Consider the following 19,201-nt stretch of genomic DNA (forward strand, 5'->3'; position numbering starts at 1 on the left):
GGGGGCGTCAGCTGCGCGCCCGCTGATCCGCGTCGGCCGGCCGGCCCTCCAGTCGGTCGGCCGTCCGGTCGACCAGCCACGCGGTCGCGGGTACCACCACCAGCGCGGTGCACCACCCGCCGAGGACGTCGGTCGGGTAGTGCGCCACCAGGGCGACCTGCGCCCAGCCCATGGCGGCGCCCGCGCCCAGCGCCGCGCCCAGCACGAGGAGCGTGCCGGTCGTCCCGCCGAGGCCCCGCAGGCCGGTCGCGAGCAGCGCGAGAGCGAGGGCGAGCGCGGTGAGGAAGCCGGTGTGCCCGCTCGGGTAGGACAGGTTGTCGGCGCCGTGGATGGTGCGTCCCACCAGGTGCTTGAGCAGCGTCGTGGTCGCCACGGTCAGGCCGGGGCCGACCACGACGAGCACCGCCGCGCGCGGGTGGCGAAGGAGCAGACCGCCCGTCACGGCGGCCACGACGAGGAGCGCCGCCCCGGCGGGCTCCCCCCAGAAGTCGATGGCCAGGCCGACGTTCCGCCACGGCGACCGGACGCTGTCCGCCGTGGGATCGATGATCCATCTGTCGACCGCGCCGGACGCGCCGTGCCCGGCGTACAGGACGCCGATCGTGACGACCACCAGCGCGGCCAGGACCGCGACCGGACCGAGCCACGGACGCAGAGACGGGGGCAGCACCGCGGGTCCCGACCGGTGGGCAGTCATCGATCAGCGCCTTCCTCTTCCCTCGGCGTCCCTCGGCGTCCCTCGGCGTCCCTCTGAGTCCGTCTGCGTCCCTCTGCTTCAGGCGCTCTTGGAGACTGCCCGGCCCGTCCGAACAATCTTACGTTCGAAGGGCGTTCAGTCGAGGCAGAACTCGTTGCCCTCGACATCCTGCATCACGATGCACGACTCGTTCTCCTCATCGGCGGCCAGCAGACGCACGCGCACCGCCCCGAGCGCGACCAGGCGCGCGCACTCCGCCTCCAGGGTGGCCAGGCGCTCCTCCCCCACGAGCCCGATGCCCGCCCGCACATCGACGTGCACCCGGTTCTTGGCGACCTTGCCCTCGGGGACGCGCTGGAAGTACAGGCGCGGGCCGACGCCCGAGGGATCGCTGCAGGTGAACCAGGAGTCCCGCTTCTCAGCAGGCAGGGACTGGTTGTACGCGTCCCACGTGGCGAACCCCTCTGGAGGCGGCGGCGCGACGTACCCGAGCACCTCGCACCAGAAGCGGGCGACGCGCTCGGGTTCGGCGCAGTCGAAGGTCACTTGGAGCTTCCTGATCGTTGACATCGGCGCACCATAGCAAGGGGGCCACGGTGACCCGCTGCCGGTGTCCGTCGCGACCGGCGACGTCCTGGTACGCCAATGCCCGGGCGCGGTCGTTCAGTTGGACAGGGCGGGCTTGAGCACCTCCTCGCACCACTGCCGGAACGTGGTCGGGGTGGTGGATTCCGTGGTGCGCGGCTCGGCGTTGTCGAGGCCGCGGTTCTTGGCCTCGAACATGTCCACCATGCCCTGCGCCATCGCGTCGGTCATGCCGAAGCCGGTCATGCGCGCCTTGAAGGCCGGGCCGGGGACCTGCCGGTAGTGGATCTCCCTGCCGATCACCTCGGAGACGATCCGCGCCATGTCGGTGGGCGACAGGTCCTCGGGGCCGAGGACGGCGACCTGGCCGGAGCCGCGCCAGGTGTCGTCGAGCAGCAGCTTCGCGGCGGTCGCGGCGATGTCGCCAGTGGCGACGGTGGGAGCCTTCAGATCCGGGTCGATCATCATGAAGAACGCGTCCTGCTCGTTGATCGAGCCGACGTGGTGCAGCAGGTTGTGCATGAACGACGGGCAGGCCACGGCCCGGAGGGCGACGCCCGATGCGGCGATCAGGTCGCACATCGCGAGCGACGACGTGACCAGGCCCGCGTGGTCGACCTGCGGCGTGCCGCGGCCGAGCGCGGTGATCGCCACCACCCGCCGCACGCCGTGGCGGGCGAACGCCTCGGCGGCGGGGCGGGTGAAGTCGACGTAGACGGTCTCGGCGCTGGGCGCGCCCCCGTCGTCCGGAGCGAGCCAGAAGACCGCGTCGGCGCCCGCGCACGCCCGGTCGACGACGTCGGCGTCGCCGTGCGAGCCCTCGATCACCTCGACGCGTGCACGCACCTCGGGGGCGAGCCGCGAGGGGTCGCGGGCGACGAGGCGCAGCGGCGCCCCGCGGTCGAGCAGGTCGTCGACGAGCTGACGGCCGATGGTGCTGGTGGGGGCGGTGATGACGATCATGGTGGGGCCTTTCCGGGTTCTTGGGTGACGGTGTGTGGGTGCGGGGCACGGCTCCGGACGCCGTCCAGGGTGGGGCGGGTGCGCCAGGTGGGGCGCGGACGGGCGCGGGCTGTGCCTCACGCCCGACGCGGGATGTACGCCAGACCGTGCGCCCCCGCGTCGCCGAACGCCCGGTGCCGCAGCCGCGTCAGGGGCCGCAGGGTCTCCAGGTCGACGATCTCGACGACCTCGACGACACGGCGGGTGTCGGGGTCGATGACGGTCAGCTCTGTGCGACGGCCGGTGTTCGCGTAGTAGAAGCCCGAGCGGTACGTCATCGTGCACCACAGCAGTCGCCGCTGCGGGTCGAAGCACAACTCGTGCGACTGGGCGAGGGTTTCGACCGAGCCGAGGCACCGGTCGGACGCGGCGTCGAAGAACGACACCGACGGCCCGCTCTGGCAGACCACGGCCAGGACGTCGCCCTCGCGACCGGCCCGTGAGGACACCTGCATGACTGACTCCTTGCACAACGCGCTTGCGAGGGGGGCGGCCCGCGCTCTCGTGGGCCTGCGTCCACCCTCCCGAGGGCACGGGCTGCCCTGCAATGCAAGAATCAGCATTCAATTATTGACTCGTACGCAAAGATGCAGCTCAGGAGCGATCCATGGATCTCAATCTGCTGCGCGTCCTGGACGCCCTGCTCCAGGAGAACAGCGTGACGCGCGCCGCCGAGCGGCTCGGCACCTCCCCCGCTGCCACCAGCCGCGCCCTGGCCCGGCTCCGTCGCGCCGTCGGCGATCCGCTCCTGGTCCGGGCGGGGCAGGGCCTGGTCCCCACGCCCCGGGCCGTCGAACTCCGCGACGAGGTCGGCGCGTTGCTGCGGGGCTGCGACAACGTGCTGCGGCCGGGGGCCGGGTTCGAGGCCGTCCATCTGCAGCGCACCTTCACCGTGCAGGCCACCGACCTGCTCCTGGCGCAACTCGCCGGCCCCCTGACCGAGCGGGTCCGCGACCGGGCGCCGGACGTGGACGTGGTCTTCCTGCCCGAGGCGCTGGAGGGCGACCCCGCGCTGCGGGAGGGCACGCTGGACGTCGAGCTCGGCGTCCTCGGGCACCTGGACCCGGAGATCCGCACCCAGAGCCTCGTCCGGCGGCCGCTGGTGGGGGTCGCCCGCAGCGGCCATCCCCTGTTCCGGAAGCGGATCGACGCCCGTCGTTTCGCCGCCGCCGACCACATCGGCATCTCCCGGCACGGCAAGCGCCTCGGCCCCATCGACCACGCCCTGGCGGAACGCGGCCTGCGCCGCCGCATCGCGGTCGTCGTCCCCAGCCACACGAGCGCCATGCTCCTCGCCCGGGCCACCGACCTCGTCACTCTCACCCTGGACGGCTGGCTCCCCGACCCGACCTCCGCCCTCGGGCTGCGGACCTTCCCCATCCCTCTCGACCTGGACCCCGTTGACCTCGGGATGGCCTGGCACCCCCGCAACTCGGCGGATCCGGGGCACCGTTGGTTCCGCGAGCACGTGGCGGCGGCGGTGCGGGGAGCGTCCGGGTGAACTCCGGCCAGGCCGCCGTCAGCCCCCTCCCCCGGGTGACGCCCTACCGGGCCACCGCCGTCAGCGCCCCGCGATGATGCCCTGCCGCGCCACCCTCAGCGCCCGACCTCCCACGCGAACGGCGGCAGCGTCGCCGCCGCCGCGTAGACCCCCACGGCCCACGGCGACAGGCAGCACAGCGGATGCAGCCTGGCCTGGGGCAGGCTGGCGAGCTGCCGCGCGCTGTGCGCCACACAGCCGGTCATCTCCCTGCCGTCGGCGGTGAGCACGGTCACCGCCACGAGAGACCCTTCACACGGAGTCAAGTCCTTCGCGTCGGCCGCCCCGCATCGCGCGCCCCGCTCCACGTCGTCCTGTCGCATGCCGCCCACCCCCACGTAGTCGCACCGCAAGAGGTTGCCCGGATCGCGGCCGTTCACGGGGGAGTTGACCAGCTCGTCGAGAATCCTTTACGACAGGACCGCCCGGCCGCCGCCCTCAGGGCGCGTACACCGGCGCCAGGTCCAGCACCACGCGGAACTCCACGATCAGCCCGTCCTCGCGGACGCGCCAGATCGTCACCGCGGGCAGCGTCACTTCCCTCGTGTCCAGGCGGGTGTACGTCACTTCGGTGACGGCTATGGTCGTGTCGTCGATGACCCAGGAGTCGACGATGCGGTGTCGCAGTGCGGCGATGGTCTCCATGAACGCGGTGTTGGCGGCGAGGATGGCCGCACGTCCGACGAGGGGTTCGCCGTTGCCGAAGGACATCGTGGCGTCCTCGGCGAGCAGGGCGGTGACGCCGTGCAGATCCTTCCCGTCGATCTTCGCGAAGAGGGCTTCGGGTGTGGGGGCGGTGGTGGTCATGTCGTCTCCTGTGCGGTGGGAGGACCGTCGGCGGGGCCCTCGATGTGCGCGCCGTAGGCCCGGGTGAGCTCGGCGAGGCGGCCGAAGTCGGACGGGTCGAGCGGGGGCGCCTGCTCGCCGGGCCGCGCGGGTACGCCCGCCTCGGCGAAGAAGCGCTCGAACCCGGCGGGCGCGGTGAGGATGAGCATGCGCGCCGGGGTCACGCCCGGGTTGGTGAAGCCGTGCACGATGCCCCGGGGCAGATAGAGGAAGTCGCCCACGCGCGCCCGCGTCGTCGTCCGCCCGGCGAGGACCTCCAGCTCGCCGTCGAGCAGGTAGAAGGCCTCGTCCTCCCGGCCGTGCACATGCGGGGGCGGCCCGCCGCCGGGCGGGACCGACGCCTCGAGCAGCGCGAACGCGCCGTTCGTCGAGTCGCCGCCCGCCTTGATGGTGTAGGTGTCCCCCACCACCCACAGCGACCGGCCTTCTCCGGAGCGGACGTGGCGGACCCCCGTCGCCACTTCACTGATCGCGGTCATCGCGCCTCCTCATTGCGTGCCCCCGTCTCCCCCGAGAACTGCTCTCCGTATCCCCGAATCCCCGAGAACTGCTCTCCCCCGAGAACTTCCTGCTCACGACGCTAGAGGCGTGGGGGTCCGCTGCCTATGCCACTTTTCTGGTGTTCTGCCTAGGGCCCGTCTGTGCCACGATGAGTGATGTGAACCACAGCACCCGGGCGCGTGCCTACGAGCGGGTGGCACGGCTCACCGGCGCGCACCTCGATCTGCCGGCGTTCCTCGACGAGGCGTCCGCGCTGCTCGCGACGGCGCTGCCGCACGACGCGGCCTGCTGGCACACCATGGATCCGGCGACCCTCATCGAGACGGGTTTCCATCTGGAGAACATGCCGAAGGCCCCGGACGCCGAGGTCGCGGCCCTCGCGTATCTGCCCGACGACTTCAACTCGTTCGTCGCGCTCGCGCGGGCCGACCGCCACAGCGGCGTCCTCAGCACGGCCACCGGCGGCCACCCGGAGCGGAGCCTGCGCTACCGCGAACTCCTGCGCCCCCACAGCGTCAGCGGCGAACTGCGCGCGTCCTGCGTCGTGGACGGCACCTGCTGGGGCAACTTCGCGTTCTTCCGCGAGACTCCGGCCGACTTCACCGAGGACGAGCAGGACTTCGCCCACGACCTGGCCGCGGTGCTCGGCGGCGGCTTCCGGGGCGCGGTGGTGCGGGGCAGGAGCTGCGGCGCCGGGGCGGGGCTGTGGCCCGGGCTCCTCCTGTTCGACGCGGACCGGCGGGTCGAGTCGGCGACAGGACCGGCCCGGCACTGGCTCGGCGAGCTGGGCTTTCGCGGCTCGCCCGGCGACGAACCGCTGCCGTACGCGCTCCTGATGGTCGCCGAGCACGCCCGCGGTGCCGCCGCCGACGCGAGTGTCCGGGTCCGGGGCGAGTCGGGCGGCTGGGTCGAGCTGCACGCCTCACCGGCGTCCGGCGGCGGACCGGGCAGGATCGCCGTCATCCTGCAGTCCGCCACGGCCCCGTCCGTCACGTCGCTGCTGTCCGCCGCGTACGGCCTCACCCCGCGCGAGCGCGAGCTGATCGGCCTGGTCCTGCAGGGCTGCGGGACGGGCGAGATCGCCACGCGCCTGTTCATCTCGCCGCACACCGTCCAGGGTCATCTGAAGTCGATCTTCGCCAAGACCGGGGTGCGCAGCCGTCGGGAGCTGGTCACGCGGGTGTTCACACCGGGGCGCCCGGAGGCCTGAGGCCGGCGAGGAGAGCGTCCAGCGGGGCGGGGACGCGGTCCGGTTCGAGGGCCTCGACGAGGACGCGGCCGTAGCGGATCTTGCGGCCCTTCTTCGTGCCGAGGAAGCGCCGCACCTGCTGGTGCGGGGTGCGTCCCTGCTGTGCGGGCTGGCGCTGGAAGGTCTGCAGGGCGCGCAGGTCGCCCTCCGCCTCGACCAGCTCCTCGACCCGCGGCACGCCGAGGGCGCGGATCAGCTCGTCCTCCAGGTCCGCCGCGCAGACGAAGATCTCTTCCTGCGCCGCGTCGGCCCGCTCCAGGCCACGTACGTAGTAACCGCGCTCGGCCTCGTCGCACAGCCCGGTGAGGCGCAGGCCCAGGCCGGGTGGCCCGAGCAGACCGGCGAAGCGCCCGATGCTCATCGCACCGCCCATCGACAGGACGCAGACCCCCTCGGCCGCCAGGTCCCGGCCGCGCCGCGAGGCCAGCGCGCCGACCGCTTCGGCGTCGCTCGGCCCTTCGAGCAGGACGACCGTCCGGACGGCGAGGCGCTCGGCCAGCTCCCGCGCGGGGTCGCCGGGACCACCGGCCGCCCACGCGGTGACCGCTTCCTGGAAGGACCCCATGTCAGCCATGGGAGGAGTCTGCGCTGTTTCCGGCCACGAGGGTAAGGATTTTCCGCGCACGCCGCGGCACCGGCACGTCAGTCGTCCTGCTCCGCGGCCCGCGCGGCGACGCGCTCGATCGCCTCGACGGCGACCTGCGGCTCGTCGACGTAGATGTAGTGCCCGCTGCCCCGCGCGGTGCTCCGTTCGCTGTTCCTGGACACCGCCTGCCACTCCTTCTGCCCCTTCGTCCAGTCCTCCTCGAGGCCCGGCCCGTACGTGGGCACGCTCGTGAGGTAGCGCTTGCCGTGCTGGAGCAGCCGTACGGGGATGGCACCGGCGGAGCGGACGTCCTGATCGGTGAAGACGAGCTGTTCGGGGTTCTTCCCCGCGTAGATCGCGAGGGTCTGGGCGCGCACGTCGGCCGCGGGGCCGGTGGCGGAGGCGGGGATCCGCTTCTTGAGGTCGGCGACGGCGGTGGGTGAGGTGGCGTCGAGCAGGACCAGGCCCCGGACCCGGTCCGGGTGGTCGGGGGCGTACCGGGCCGCGAGCAGCCCGCCCATGGAATGCCCGGCCAGGACGACGGGCTCGTCCCCGGCGACCTCGTCGAGGACGGCGGTCAGCGTCCTGCCGACGCCGTCGAAGTCCTGGCGGCCGTCGGGGCGCTCGCTGTCGCCCGCGCCGAGCCGGTCGTAGGCACAGACCCGGCCCTTCTCGGCGATCCTTCGCTGCAGGTCGGACATTTTCGTGAGGTCGTCGCCCCCGCCGTGCAGCAGGACGACGACGGGCCGGTTCTCCACCGGGCTTCCGGAGCAGGAGACATTCACCAGATGGCCGTCGGCGGTGATCTTCTTGATTCCGGTGAGCCGGTCCTTCCCGGAATGCGACGTGGGTCCCGAGGCCGACGCCGTCACCTTCGCGTCCCCCTTCGAATCGCCGCAGCCGACCAACCCCGCACTGGCCACGGCGCAGCAGAGCCCCAGCGCGAGAGCTGCCCCTGTCTTCCGGCGGCTCACCATGTCCTCCTACGAGATGATTCCCGGTCAGGCGGGGTGTCGAGGCGGAACGGCCCTCATGCGATGCCGTCCGAATTCGCCCCGGGAGACGTCGACTTGCCCTCGATCCGCCCCGCCGGAGAGCACAACAACTATCACGGGTCCGGCGCGCGAGACGTGCCTCTTGGTGCACCCCCGGGGGCACAGCTGCGCGTGCCCGCGCGCTCGACACCCCGGCAGGGCGGGCAATACCCCTGACGAGTGAACGGCCACGCACGAGTGGTTCGATTCCGCGCTCCCCGAGGCGGCGCACGCCCATCGCCGCCCCCTCGAACATTCTGGCGACGATTCGTCCGTCCACCGGCGTGACGCACGGCTGATCAGGCACGTTCTCCGGACACTTCCAAGCCCCCGCTCCCGAGGAGAGCTCGTGCATACCCTTCCCACACCTGCCGCCTGCCCTTGCGTGTTCGACAATCCCCGGCCCCACGAGACGCGCCCCGCGCATCAGGTTGACGGCTCCCGCGGCGCCGTCCGCGCGGCACGACCGCAACCGAGGTGGTGGGCATGAACACGGCCCTCGACGAGGAGTTCACCGCCCCGGCGCCCGAGCGGGGTGGTGCGGCGTGAAGCGGTTCTTCGGACGCGTACGCATGGCCGATCCGGTGGTGTCCCGGGCCGAGGAGGAGTTGTTCGGCGGGCCGCTGCGGTACGACATGGGCTGGTCCGAGCACGAGCGGGCGCGGTTCGACCTGACGATGGTCACCGCGATCCGCGCGCTGCCCCGCCTGGTGCGGGCCACGCTGCGGCGGGCGTGGCGGGCCGACAGGTCCTCGCTCCTCGGCGTGGGGATCAGCGAGTTCGGGCAGGGCGTCGCCGCCGCGGGCAGCCTGCTCGCCGTGAACGCCGTGATGCACGCGCTGCTCGGGGCGGGCGATCCGGTGGACCGGCTGCGCGCCGCGCTGCCCGCCCTCGCCGTGGTCGCCGCGGTCGCGGTGGCGAGGGCCGTCTTCGCGGGCTGGTCGACGTCGCGGGCCGGGCGCCTGGAGCCGCTGGTGGAGCGGGTGGCGACCACGGAGTACCTGGAGGCCGCCACGCAGGTGGAGTTGGAGGCGATCGAGGACCCGGAGTTCCGGCGGCTCATCGACGTGGCCCAGCAGGGGGCTTCGTCGGCCCGGCGCATGATCGGCGCCTGCGTCGCCGCGCTGAACGGCACGATCAGCCTGATCGCGACGGCCGGTGTGCTCGCGGTGCTCCACCCGGCGCTGCTTCCGCTGCTGTTGCTGATCGCGGCTCCGCGCGGGTGGGGCGCGATGCGGGTGGCGCAGGAGCGGTACGCGTCGGTGATGACGTGGGTGGAACACCTGCGCGCCAGCAGGCTGTTGGGCAATCTCCTCACCGAGCGCACGGCCGCGCAGGAGGTGCGTCTGCACCGCGTCGGACCCTTCCTGCTCGACCGCTACCGGGGCATGGCCGAGAGCGCCGAGACCGAGCAGCGCCGACTCGCCGACGGCAAGGCGCTCACGGAGCTGGTGGCGGCCGCCCTTTCGGGTCTGGCCATGGCCAGTACGTACGCGGTGATGCTCTGGCTGATCGTGGCCGGGCACATGGAGCTCGCGGTGGCCGGAACGGCGGTGATCGCGGTGCGCTCGGGCTCGGCGAGCCTCGGCTCGCTCGTGATGAACGTGAACCAGCTGCACGAGGAGAGCCTGTACGTGCGCGACCACGAACGGTTCCTGGAGGAGGCCGCCCGGCACGCCATCCCCGGGGGCGGCCGGTGCGTGCCCGCGTCCGTCGAGGCGGTGACCATGGAGGACGTCGGCTACCGCTATCCCGACCGGGACGAGCCCGCGCTCGACGGGGTGACGCTGCGCGTGCCGATGGGTTCGGTGGTCGCGGTGGTCGGCGAGAACGGGTCCGGCAAGTCCACCCTGATGAAGGTCCTCGCGGGTCTGTTGCTGCCGCAGCACGGCTGCGTGCGGTGGGGCGGCCTGCCGCTCGGCGAGCTGGACCGCTTCGACGTGTTCGAGCGCGTCACGCTGCTCACCCAGGACTTCCAGCGGTGGCCGGTCACCGCCGCGATGAACGTCCGCCTCGGCCGCCCCCACCGGGCCCCCTCCACCGAGCAGTTGGGCGCGTCGCTCGACTACGCGGCGGCGGCACCGGTCGTCGCGGGGCTCCCGCACGGCACCCGGACCCTGCTCGCCCGGATGTTCCGCGGGGCCTCCGAGATCAGCGGCGGCGAGTGGCAGAAGGTGGGCCTGGCCCGCGCCCACTGGCGCACCGCGACCTCCCCGGCCGACGGCCTCCTCATCGTCGACGAGCCGACCTCCGCGCTCGACCCGGAGGCGGAGATCGAGGCCTTCGACCGCATCCGCCGCCTCGCCGGACCCCGGCGCGCCGTCGTCCTCGTCACCCACCGCATGTCCGGCGTCCGGCACGCCGACACCATCCACGTCCTGCACCGAGGCCGCCTCGCGGAGTCCGGCAGCCACACCGAACTGATGGCGGCGGACGGACGCTACGCGGCCATGTTCCGGACCCAGGCGGCCCAGTACGCTCCGCAGCCGCGCTCGGGGGTCCCGCGACCGGGCACGCCGCCGGTCACGGAGAACTCCTGACCTGCCGCCCGACGCCGGGCTCGGCCGGGGTGCCCGAGGGGGTGCCCCGGCCGGGCGTGGTCCGGCCGGGCGTGGTCCGGCCAGGCGGACCGGGGCGCGGTCGCGGTCATCGTGGCGGGCCCGGTCGGGGGGACGGTCGCACTCCCGGTCACGGTCATCCCGCCCTCCCGGTCGCGGCCACCGCCGGACGCCGGGTCACGGGCACCGGCCCCTCCCGGTCAGGGGCACCTCGTCCGCCCGGTCACAACCACCGCCACACGCCAGGCCAGCACACCGGCCCCTCCCGGCCACGGTCACCCCACCCGCCCGGCCACGACCACCGCCACACGCCAGGCCAGCACACCGGCCCCTCCCGGTCACGGTCACCCCACCCGCCCGGCCACGCCCCTCACCGCACACCGGGTCACGGCCGCCCCATCCCCACCCACCGCCCAGGCAGCCCATCACCCCCCTCAGGCCGCCGCAGCCCCTCCCGAGCCCACGAGCGTCTCGTCGGCCAAGCCGAGATGTCGCTGAAGCGACTCCCGTCCGGATCCCGTGACCACCAGGGCACGGGTGGTGCCGACCCGAGTCACCCAGCCCGTGTCCAGCGCATGCCGGCACAGCGCCGCCCCGACCGCCCCGGCCAGGTGCGGTCGGCGTTCCGTCCAGTCGAGGCAGGACCGCACCGACGGCCGACGCGTGCCGGACGGGACGGTGATGCCGAGGTCCGCGAGCCAGTCGGCGCCCGCGGGCGTGAGCGCGAGCCCGTGGTCCAGGTCCAGGAGGCGGCGCTCGGTCATCGCGTCGGTGATCGCGACGCCGACGGTCCCCGCGAGGTGGTCGTAGCAGGTGCGGGCGTGGGCGAGCGCCTGGCGGCGACCGGCCGCCGACAGGGTGCGCGGCGCCGGTCCGCCGCCGGGGGCCAGCGCGCCGAGGCCCTCGATCAGCTCGGCGACCTGGGGACCGGCCAGGCGTACATAGCGGTGGCGGCCCTGGCGCTCCTCGGCCAGGAGGTTGCCGCGGACGAGGGCGTGCAGGTGCTCGGTCGCGGTCGAGGGGGCCACGCCCGCGTGCCGGGCGAGTTCCGTCGCCGTCCAGGCCCGTCCGTCGAGCAGGGCCAGGCAGAAGGCCGCCCGGGTGCCGTCGGCGAGGAGTGTCGCGACGGCGGCCAGGTCGGGACCGCTGCCGCGGGTGCGCCGTGTGTCCATACCGGTGATTCTCACCCCGCGACACTTCGGCCGCCGCCGAAGCGTCCGGCTCCTAGCGTGCCGTGCATGGACACAGCACCTCTGAGCACCACGCCCACCACGGCTCCCCTGGGCCCCACGCCCGCCGCGGCCGTCCCCCACCTCACGATCGAGCCGACCATCCTGTACTTCGGGACGCCGGTCGTGCTCCTGTCGACGGAGAACGGGGACGGCTCGTTCAACCTCGCGCCCCTCTCCTCCGCGTGGGCGCTCGGGCAGACGGTGGTCCTCGGCCTCGGCCGCGACGGGCAGACCGCGCACAACCTCGCGAGCCGGCCCGACATGGTCATCAATCTGCCGACGGCCGACCAGTGGCCCGCGGTGGAGCGGCTCGCGCCCCTGACCGGCCGTGATCCGGTGCCTCCGACCAAGGCCGAGGGCTGCCGTTTCGAGCCCGACAAGTTCGGCGCGGCCGGGCTGACCGGTGAGCCCTCCCAGCTGGTACGACCGCCGCGCGTCGCCGAGTGCCCCCTTCAGCTGGAGGCACGCGCCGCACGGGTGCGGCCGGACGCGACCGGAGAGTTCGTCATCGTCGAGGCCGCCGTGCGCAGGGTGCACGCGGACGCCCGCGTCGTCGTCCCCGGCACCGACCACGTCGACCCCGCCGCCTGGACCCCGCTGATCTACAACTTCCGCCACTACTTCGGTCTCGGCCCGGAACTCGGCCACTCCTACCGCACCCGCACCCCCCGCGATCGCGCCGGGCACTCCGTCTGAAGCCCCCGCGGACCGCACGGCCCTACTTGCGGGTGCGTACCAGCAGGTAGAGGAAGTACGGCGTACCGAGCATCGCGGTCATGAGCCCGGCACCGAGCTGTGCCGGTGCGATCACCGTGCGGCCCACCAGGTCGGCCGTGCAGACGAGGACGGCGCCGAGGAGCACCGAGACCGGGATCACCCGCACGTGCTGGCGGCCGACGAGGGCGCGGGCGGCGTGCGGGGCGACGAGGCCGACGAAGCCGATCGTGCCCGCGGCGGCCACGGCGGTGGCGCTGAGCAGGACGCTGAGGACGAGGAAGCCGAGACGGCCCCGGCTCAGGTTGAGGCCGAGCAGCCGCGGGGTGTCCTCGTCGAGGGAGACGAGGTCGAGTTCGGTGCGGCGCGCGACCGCGATGACGAGGCCCACGGCGAGGACGATCGCGAGCGGCACGACGTCGGGGAACGTCCGCCCGTAGGTCGAGCCGGAGAGCCAGGTGAGGGCCTTCGTGGCGTTGAACGGGTCGGTGAGGATGATGAGCAGGTTGATGATGGCCGTCGACCCGGTGGCGACGCCGAATCCGACGAGGACGAGCCGGTTCTGCTGGAACCCGCCGCGCGCCGCGAGGCCGAAGACGAGGACCGCGCTGACCGCGGCGCCCGCGAAGGCGCCGGCGGCGATGCCCCACGACCCGACCACGGGGACCGTCGTCACGAGCAGGACGGCGCCGACGGCGGCGCCGTTCGTGACGCCGAGGACGCTCGGCTCGGCGAGGGGGTTGCGGGTCACGGCCTGGATCAGGGTCCCGGCGAGGGCGAGGGCCGCGCCCGCGAGGAGGGCGGCGGTGACGCGGGGGACGCGGGTGTCGAGGACGAAGGTGATGGCCTGGCCCGAGCGGCCCTGGGTCCAGTTGAGCACGTCGCCCAGGAGCAGCTTGCTGTCGCCGATGAGCACGCCGGCGATCGTCACGCCGACGAGGGCGAGCACGAGGACGGCGGTGGTGACGACGAAGGTGGCCCGGCTCCGGATGCGCAGCCGCTCGGTCGGCAGGGCTCCGGCGGTGTCCCGGGTCCGCGCGGCCATGACGACCAGGAACACGGCGCCGACGAGGCTGGTGACGACGCCGGTCGGTACGGCGACCGCGGTGTCGGAGGGCACGACGGCCCGCAGCAGCACGTCGGAGCCGAGCACCAGGGCCGCGCCGGTGAGGCCCGCGAACGGCAGCCGCGCCCGCGCCTTGGTGAAGGCGCGGAACCTGCGGGCCAGCGGGCGGACCAGGGCGGGGGCGCACAGGCCGACGAAGCCGATCGGTCCGGCGAGGGTGACGGCGGCCGTGGACAGGAGCGCGGCGAGCACGACGGCGGTGACGCGGGTGGAGCGGACGGGGACGCCGACGCCGCGCGCGGCGTCGTCGCCGAGGGCGAGGGCGTCGACCCGGCGGGCGAGCAGCACGAGGCCGACGAGGCCGACGGCGGCGATGGGTGCCATCTGGAGCACGCCGTCGAAGCCGTTCTGCGCGATGCTCCCCTGGTTCCACTTGTAGAGGCCCTCGGTCTGCCGGGGGCGCAGCAGCAGGAGGCCCTCGGCGACGGCGGTGAGGCCGAAGGTGAGGGCGCTGCCGGCGAGGACGAGGCGGACGGTGCCCGCGCCGAGGCCGGAGAGGCTGAGGACGACGGCGGCCGCCACGAGGCCGCCGACGAACGCGACGCCGGAGGAGGCGAGCAGCGGCAGCGAGACGCCGGTGGCGGCGGCGAGGCCGAGGGCGAGGTAGGAGCCCGCGTTGACGGCGAGGGTGTCGGGCGAGGCGAGGACGTTGCGGCTGACCGCCTGCAGGGCGGCGCCCGCCATGCCGAGGACGGTGCCGACGAGGAGGCCCGCGGTCATGCGCGGCAGCCGGGAGGCGATGACGACGGACGAGTCGCCCGCCTCGGCCCGGCCGGTGAGGGCCTTCCAGATCTCGGGGGCGCCGACCGAGGCGGTGCCCTGCGTGATGTCCACGACCGCGAGCGCGGCGACGAGGAGGACCAGTGCGGCCGTCACCGCGGCCGCGCCCGTACGTGACGCGACTGTCGACGGACGGGTGGCGGGGGTGGTCGCGGTGACGGCCATGGCGTTACTTCTTCAGGGTGTCGACGACGGAGTCGACGTACTTGTTCATCGACCCGGGGCCGCCGAACATCCAGATGCCGTCGGGCAGACGGTGCACGTTGCCCTTCTTGACGAACGGCAGCGACGTCCAGACCTTGTCCTTCTTCAGGGCGCCGGCGAACGGGTTGCTGCCCTTGTCGCCGTCGTTGCCGATGTAGGCGAACCGCACGTCCTCGTCGAGCTTGGTGAGGCCCTCGACGTCGGTGGTGCCGAGGCCGTAGACCTTGTCGCCCTTGACCTTCCAGTCGTTCTTCAGGCCGAGCTTCTCGTTGACGGCGCCGATGAGCGAGCCGCCGGTGTACGGCCGGATCGAGGTCTGGTTGCCGGTGACGTAGCCGTCGGCGAAGGCGTACTTCGCACCGCCGTGACCGGCGGCGGCGAGCTTCTTCTTGCCCGCGGCGAGCTTCGCCTCGAAGTCCTTCTTCAGCTTCGTGGCCTGCTCGGTGGTGCCGGTGGCCTTGGCGATGAGGTCGAGGTTCTTGTTCATCTGGCCGATCGGGTCGGCGGCGTCGCTGGCCTTGACCGTCAGGACCGGGGCGACCTTGCGCATCTGCTTCACCGCGGCGGCCGGCAGGTCGGTGGTGGCGAGGATGAGGTCGGGCTTCAGGGACGCGATGGTGTCCATGCTGGGCTCGCCGCGGGTGCCGATGTCCTTGGGGTCGTTCTTCAGCGGAACGGCGCTGTCCCAGGTCTTGTAGCCCTTGACGTCGGACACGCCGGTCGGCTCGACGCCGAGGGATATCAGGCTCTCGACGACGTTCCACTCGGTGCCGACGACCTTCTTGGCGGGGCCGTTCAGCTTCACCTTCGCGCCGGTGTCGTCGGTGAGCGTGAAGGACTCGGCGCCCTTCTTCGCTTCGTCGTCGGCGGACTCGGTGGTGCCGCAGGCGGACAGGGTGAGGGCCGCGGCGGTGGCGGCCGCCGCGGTGATCAGGAGGCGCTTCATGAGGTGGTGCTGAGCCTTTCGCTTCGCGAGTGGTGGCGGCCGATGGCGCGGGTGCGCAGGCGACCGGTGAGCGGGTCGGTCTCGACGTCGATACGGATGCCGTAGGTGTCGGTCAGCCGCTGCGGCGTCAGTACGTCTTCGGGGTCGCCGTCGGCGATGACCCGCCCCGCGTCGAGCAGGACGACGCGGTCGGCGACGGCGGCGGCCTGGTCGAGGTCGTGCAGGACGGCGCCGACGGCGATGCCGTGGTCGTCCGCCAGGTCCCGCATGAGGTCGAGGAGTTCGACCTGGTAGCGGAGGTCGAGGTGGTTGGTGGGCTCGTCGAGCAGCAGGACGCCGGTCTCCTGGGCGAGGCAGCCCGCGAGCCAGACGCGCTGGAGCTGCCCTCCGGACAGGTGCTCGGCGCCGCGTTCGGCGAGGTCCGCGACGCCGGTCAGGGCGAGCGCGCGGTCCACGGCGGCCCGGCCGCCCGGGTCGGCCTTGCCCCAGCGGCCCCGGTACGGGTAGCGGCCGAACTCGACGACGTCCCGGACGGTCAGCCCGCTGGGTGTGGGGCGCCCCTGGGTGAGCAGGGCGACGTGGCGCGAGAAGTCACGGGGGCCGAGGGCTAGGCCGTCGGTGTCGCCGTCGATGACGATGCGGGCGGTCCGGGCGCGCTGCAGCCGGGCGAGCGTCCGCAGCAGCGTCGACTTCCCGCTGCCGTTCGGGCCCACCAGGACGGTCACTTCGCCCGGGCGCAGCGTCATCGAGGCGTCGTGTACGACATCGACGCCCTCGTACGCCACGGTGACGCCCGTGGCGAGCAGTTCATGACCCTGGGGGCGCGTGGCCTCTGCGGTCTCTTCACCAACATGCACGCCCGAAGGTTAGCCTAACCTTATCGATGGGTGAAGCGAGGGTCCCGTTCCGGCCGCAAGGTGAATTCCGGCCAGACTCTCGCGAGGCGCCGGATCCCTCCCCCTCTCTCAAGTGCCGCACCCCGGGCCCGGGCGCCACCAGCCACCCCTGAGGGCCGGTTCCGGCAGCCGGATCGGGGCTGGAGGCGACGGTCACCATGAAGTTAGGCTCACCTAATCGGAGCGAGTCCAGCTCCCGCTTCCCTCTCGCAAGGAGACCTGCATGCGTGCCGAAGTGTCCCCGGCCTTCGCCGAGTTCGGCCTTTCCGGTGCACCCGGCACCGACGCGTTCTGGGCGGCGGCCGGGGCACCCGCCTCGATACCCGCCGACGACGGCGGCTGGGACACCCTGTTCCTGTGGCGCGGATCCGCGGCGAGCATCGACTTCGAGAGCTGGTCCGAGCCCGTTCCGCTGCGCCGCTGGGACGACACGGACTGCTGGTACGCCCGGGTGCGGATGCCCGCGCGGCTGCGGGTGACCTACCGGTTCCGCGCGGGCGACGACGCGTACGCCGACCCCTTCAACCCGGTCGGCGCGGGCGGCGACCGGTCCATCGCGGCCACCCCGGACGCCCCGGACCAGCCGCACTGGCCCGCCGTCGGCGCCGACGACGTCCTGCCCGTCCCGCGCACCCGGATCCGCTGGGCGAGCGAACGCCTCGGCGGGCGGCGCACCGTCCGCGTGCACGCCGCGGGCGGCGGCGGTCCCGTGGTCCTGCTGCTCGACGGGGACGACTGGCTGTATCTGCACCCGGCGATGACCGCGTTCGACGCCGCCGTCGCCGCCGGCGAGCTGCCGCCCGTCTCCCTGGTCTTCCTCCCGGCCAAGGACAGGGAGGCCGAGTTCACGTGCCGCCCCGAGCTGTGGGAGGCGGTCCGGCACGAACTCCTGCCGCTGGTCGCGGAGTCCGGCGTACCGGCCGACCCGGACCGGCTCGTGGTCGCCGGGCAGAGCCTCGGCGGGCTGAGCGCGATGTACGCGGCCCTCGCATTCCCGGACCTGGTGTCCCGGATCGCCGTCCAGTCGTCGTCGTTCTGGTGGACGCCCGAGGCGATGGGCCAGGCGGACCCCCTGGGCGGACCGCTCGGGGGCGCCATCGCCGCGCGGCTCGCGGAGGGCCCCGACCTGTCCGGGCTGCGGGTCGCCTTCGACGTGGGCGAACACGAGGCGCGGATGCTGCCCCACTGCGCACTGGTCGAGACCCTGACCGAGCAGGCCGGTGCGACCGTACGGGTCTCGCGCTCGGCGTCGGACCACGACCGCGCGGGCTGGCGGCAGGCGCTGCTCAGGGACGTGGCCTGGGCGCTGGCCTAGAGCCTGGCCGAAGGAGCCCCTGGGCGCGCGCCCAGGGGCTCCTTCGGCATGCGCTCGGGAGGTCGGCCGGGCAGCGGGTCAGGGCGTACTCCGGTGCCCACGGCGGCGCCGTCGTCCCGGGACATCTGCGTCCCTGCAGGTCAGGGCCCTTGGGATCCCGACTTCTGGGAAGCGTCCGGGATGCGGTTGTGAGCGTCGGGCGGCCGCCGCAGACTCTGGTCACACCTCGTCGGCAGCACGGCCGGACGGGGTGAACCGGAGGCAGGCGCAGACGTCTTCGCCGATGCGGGGGAACCGACGAAGAGCCGTTGGAGTGAACCTGCGCCTGCCTTCCCCGCACGACCGCTTCGCCTGCCCGGCTGTTCCGCCCGAGAGCCGCAGGATCGCCTGGGCGAACTCACGTACGAGATGCGAGCGGGGCGCCGATACGGCTCCCGTGGACTCTCGTCGGGCCCCGTCGCCCCCATCAGGAAGGCATCACGCACATGCATCGATGCGCCGCAGTCGTCGCCGCGCTGGCCGCGCTGGTGACCGGCCCCGCCGCCCCGTCGGCCGCCGCCTCCGCCCTCACCTCCCCGTCGGCCTCGACGCCTCCCCTGTCGGACCGGGCACCGCGCCACCAGGCCAAGAGCGTCCTCTTCGACATGTGGTTCAACGGGCGGGCCGACTCACCGACCCTGAGCATCCAGTTCGGAGTCCACCGCTACACCCTCAAGGCGGACTGCGACAGCGACGCCCTGGTCGGGCAGCTCTACCACTCGGCGACCGGCGTCGACCCCGCGGTCGGCCGCGCCTTCTCCGTTCCCTGCAACCGGGCCCCCAAGACCCTCAACTACCAGTTGCGGGGCGGCTTCTACTACTTCCACTTCATCTCCGGCGTCGACAACACGCACATCGTCGCCGACGGCGCCTGACCCCGCCCCCGAGCCTTCGCGCTCCCCGTACTCCCCCGAGAGAAATCGGAGACCTCCCCATGCGCACGCTCCTCGCCACCGCCGCGGCGCTCCTCGCCGTGGGCCTCACCGGAGCCCCGGCCCAGGCGGGTGCGGCCCGGCAGCACGTGCCCGTGCCCGCCGCCGCTCCGCACCCCGCCGCCGCCTCCGTCGACTTCGAGGTCCGGTTCAACTCCTACGGCCACTCACCGAAGACGCATCGCCCCCAGGGCGACGGGCAGAAGGTCACGCTGTCCGCCTACTGCGCGAGCGACATCACCGCCGGGCAGCTCTACCACGTCACATGGGGCCGTGACCGGCCCGTCGGGAACGTCGTCCGCATCCCCTGCGGCGGCAAGGCGACCGCCACCTACCACCTGAGCGGTGGGGAGTACTACTTCTACTTCCTGTCGGGCGTCGACAACACCAGGGTGGTCGGCGACTGGCACTGAGGCCGG

The 19,201-nt window shown here is 73.3% G+C and carries 20 protein-coding genes; 7 read left to right on the plus strand and 13 right to left on the minus strand.

Annotated features, from left to right (window positions below; genetic code table 11):
* Positions 1-7 precede the first annotated feature (7 nt).
* From AB6L24_RS03130 to AB6L24_RS03145, 4 genes are all read right to left on the minus strand, one after another.
* Entirely contained in the window at positions 8-697 is a 690-nt protein-coding gene (locus AB6L24_RS03130) for a phosphatase PAP2 family protein (protein WP_405651819.1), read from the minus strand.
* A 135-nt stretch (positions 698-832) separates the two neighbouring features.
* Complete coding sequence (locus AB6L24_RS03135) at positions 833-1,267, minus strand: VOC family protein (protein WP_405651822.1); 435 nt, start codon at positions 1,265-1,267, stop codon at positions 833-835.
* 93 nt (positions 1,268-1,360) lie between these two features.
* Entirely contained in the window at positions 1,361-2,245 is an 885-nt protein-coding gene (locus AB6L24_RS03140; protein ID WP_405651824.1) for an NAD(P)H-binding protein, read from the minus strand.
* Positions 2,246-2,361: 116 nt separating this feature from the next.
* Positions 2,362-2,739: a hypothetical protein gene (locus AB6L24_RS03145; RefSeq protein ID WP_405651827.1), complete on the minus strand. Its 378-nt coding sequence runs from the start codon at positions 2,737-2,739 to the stop codon at positions 2,362-2,364.
* 152 nt (positions 2,740-2,891) lie between these two features.
* On the opposite strand from AB6L24_RS03145, the gene AB6L24_RS03150 reads away from it, so the two are divergent.
* Entirely contained in the window at positions 2,892-3,785 is an 894-nt protein-coding gene (locus AB6L24_RS03150) for a LysR family transcriptional regulator (RefSeq protein ID WP_405651830.1), read from the plus strand.
* 95 nt (positions 3,786-3,880) lie between these two features.
* On the opposite strand, the gene AB6L24_RS03155 is transcribed toward AB6L24_RS03150, so the two are convergent.
* The 3 genes from AB6L24_RS03155 to AB6L24_RS03165 form a co-directional block, all read right to left on the minus strand.
* Positions 3,881-4,066, minus strand: coding sequence for a hypothetical protein (locus AB6L24_RS03155; protein ID WP_405651833.1), 186 nt, complete (start codon positions 4,064-4,066; stop codon positions 3,881-3,883).
* A gap of 196 nt (positions 4,067-4,262) precedes the next feature.
* Entirely contained in the window at positions 4,263-4,631 is a 369-nt protein-coding gene (locus tag AB6L24_RS03160) for a nuclear transport factor 2 family protein (protein ID WP_405651835.1), read from the minus strand.
* Positions 4,628-5,149: a cupin domain-containing protein gene (locus AB6L24_RS03165; protein WP_405651837.1), complete on the minus strand. Its 522-nt coding sequence runs from the start codon at positions 5,147-5,149 to the stop codon at positions 4,628-4,630. The genes AB6L24_RS03160 and AB6L24_RS03165 overlap by 4 nt, the downstream gene beginning before the upstream one ends.
* A 179-nt stretch (positions 5,150-5,328) precedes the next feature.
* On the opposite strand from AB6L24_RS03165, the gene AB6L24_RS03170 reads away from it, so the two are divergent.
* On the plus strand, positions 5,329-6,381 hold the full coding sequence (locus AB6L24_RS03170) for a LuxR C-terminal-related transcriptional regulator (RefSeq protein WP_405651839.1): 1,053 nt from the start codon (positions 5,329-5,331) through the stop codon (positions 6,379-6,381).
* On the opposite strand, the gene AB6L24_RS03175 is transcribed toward AB6L24_RS03170, so the two are convergent.
* Together AB6L24_RS03175 and AB6L24_RS03180 are read right to left on the minus strand one after the other, a co-directional pair.
* Entirely contained in the window at positions 6,356-6,994 is a 639-nt protein-coding gene (locus AB6L24_RS03175) for a TOPRIM nucleotidyl transferase/hydrolase domain-containing protein (protein ID WP_405651841.1), read from the minus strand. The two genes, AB6L24_RS03170 and AB6L24_RS03175, sit on opposite strands and share 26 nt — an antisense overlap.
* A 68-nt stretch (positions 6,995-7,062) precedes the next feature.
* Positions 7,063-7,878 carry an alpha/beta fold hydrolase gene (locus tag AB6L24_RS03180; RefSeq protein WP_405651843.1) on the minus strand — a complete coding sequence of 272 codons (816 nt, stop codon included), beginning with the start codon at positions 7,876-7,878 and terminating at the stop codon, positions 7,063-7,065.
* 734 nt (positions 7,879-8,612) lie between these two features.
* Between AB6L24_RS03180 and AB6L24_RS03185 the strand changes: the two genes are divergently transcribed.
* Positions 8,613-10,580, plus strand: a complete 1,968-nt coding sequence (locus AB6L24_RS03185) for an ATP-binding cassette domain-containing protein (RefSeq protein ID WP_405657014.1) — start codon at positions 8,613-8,615, stop codon at positions 10,578-10,580.
* A 452-nt stretch (positions 10,581-11,032) separates the two neighbouring features.
* Here AB6L24_RS03185 and AB6L24_RS03190 read toward each other — a convergent pair whose 3' ends face one another.
* The gene (locus AB6L24_RS03190; RefSeq protein ID WP_405651846.1) at positions 11,033-11,770 is read right to left on the minus strand and encodes an ArsR/SmtB family transcription factor; all 738 of its coding nucleotides are present in this window, start codon (positions 11,768-11,770) and stop codon (positions 11,033-11,035) included.
* A gap of 66 nt (positions 11,771-11,836) precedes the next feature.
* Here AB6L24_RS03190 and AB6L24_RS03195 point away from each other — a divergent pair, with 66 nt between their 5' ends.
* Positions 11,837-12,526, plus strand: a complete 690-nt coding sequence (locus AB6L24_RS03195) for a flavin reductase family protein (RefSeq protein ID WP_405651848.1) — start codon at positions 11,837-11,839, stop codon at positions 12,524-12,526.
* 22 nt (positions 12,527-12,548) lie between these two features.
* On the opposite strand, the gene AB6L24_RS03200 is transcribed toward AB6L24_RS03195, so the two are convergent.
* The 3 genes from AB6L24_RS03200 to AB6L24_RS03210 are packed head-to-tail and all read right to left on the minus strand — an operon-like array spanning position 12,549 to position 16,457.
* Positions 12,549-14,615: an iron ABC transporter permease gene (locus AB6L24_RS03200; protein WP_405651850.1), complete on the minus strand. Its 2,067-nt coding sequence runs from the start codon at positions 14,613-14,615 to the stop codon at positions 12,549-12,551.
* Between the two features lie 4 nt (positions 14,616-14,619).
* Entirely contained in the window at positions 14,620-15,600 is a 981-nt protein-coding gene (locus AB6L24_RS03205) for an iron-siderophore ABC transporter substrate-binding protein (protein WP_405651852.1), read from the minus strand.
* Positions 15,597-16,457 (minus strand): ABC transporter ATP-binding protein, encoded by an 861-nt coding sequence (locus AB6L24_RS03210; protein ID WP_125262457.1) that lies wholly within the window; start codon positions 16,455-16,457, stop codon positions 15,597-15,599. The genes AB6L24_RS03205 and AB6L24_RS03210 overlap by 4 nt, the downstream gene beginning before the upstream one ends.
* A 262-nt stretch (positions 16,458-16,719) precedes the next feature.
* Here AB6L24_RS03210 and AB6L24_RS03215 point away from each other — a divergent pair, with 262 nt between their 5' ends.
* From AB6L24_RS03215 to AB6L24_RS03225, 3 genes are all read left to right on the plus strand, one after another.
* Entirely contained in the window at positions 16,720-17,811 is a 1,092-nt protein-coding gene (locus AB6L24_RS03215; RefSeq protein ID WP_405651855.1) for an alpha/beta hydrolase-fold protein, read from the plus strand.
* A gap of 485 nt (positions 17,812-18,296) precedes the next feature.
* Complete coding sequence (locus tag AB6L24_RS03220) at positions 18,297-18,725, plus strand: hypothetical protein (RefSeq protein ID WP_405651857.1); 429 nt, start codon at positions 18,297-18,299, stop codon at positions 18,723-18,725.
* A 59-nt stretch (positions 18,726-18,784) separates the two neighbouring features.
* Entirely contained in the window at positions 18,785-19,195 is a 411-nt protein-coding gene (locus AB6L24_RS03225) for a hypothetical protein (RefSeq protein ID WP_405651860.1), read from the plus strand.
* Positions 19,196-19,201: the final 6 nt, after the last annotated feature.

The organism is Streptomyces sp. RK9 (assembly GCF_045070545.1).
GTDB classification, from domain to species: domain Bacteria; phylum Actinomycetota; class Actinomycetes; order Streptomycetales; family Streptomycetaceae; genus Streptomyces; species Streptomyces alboflavus.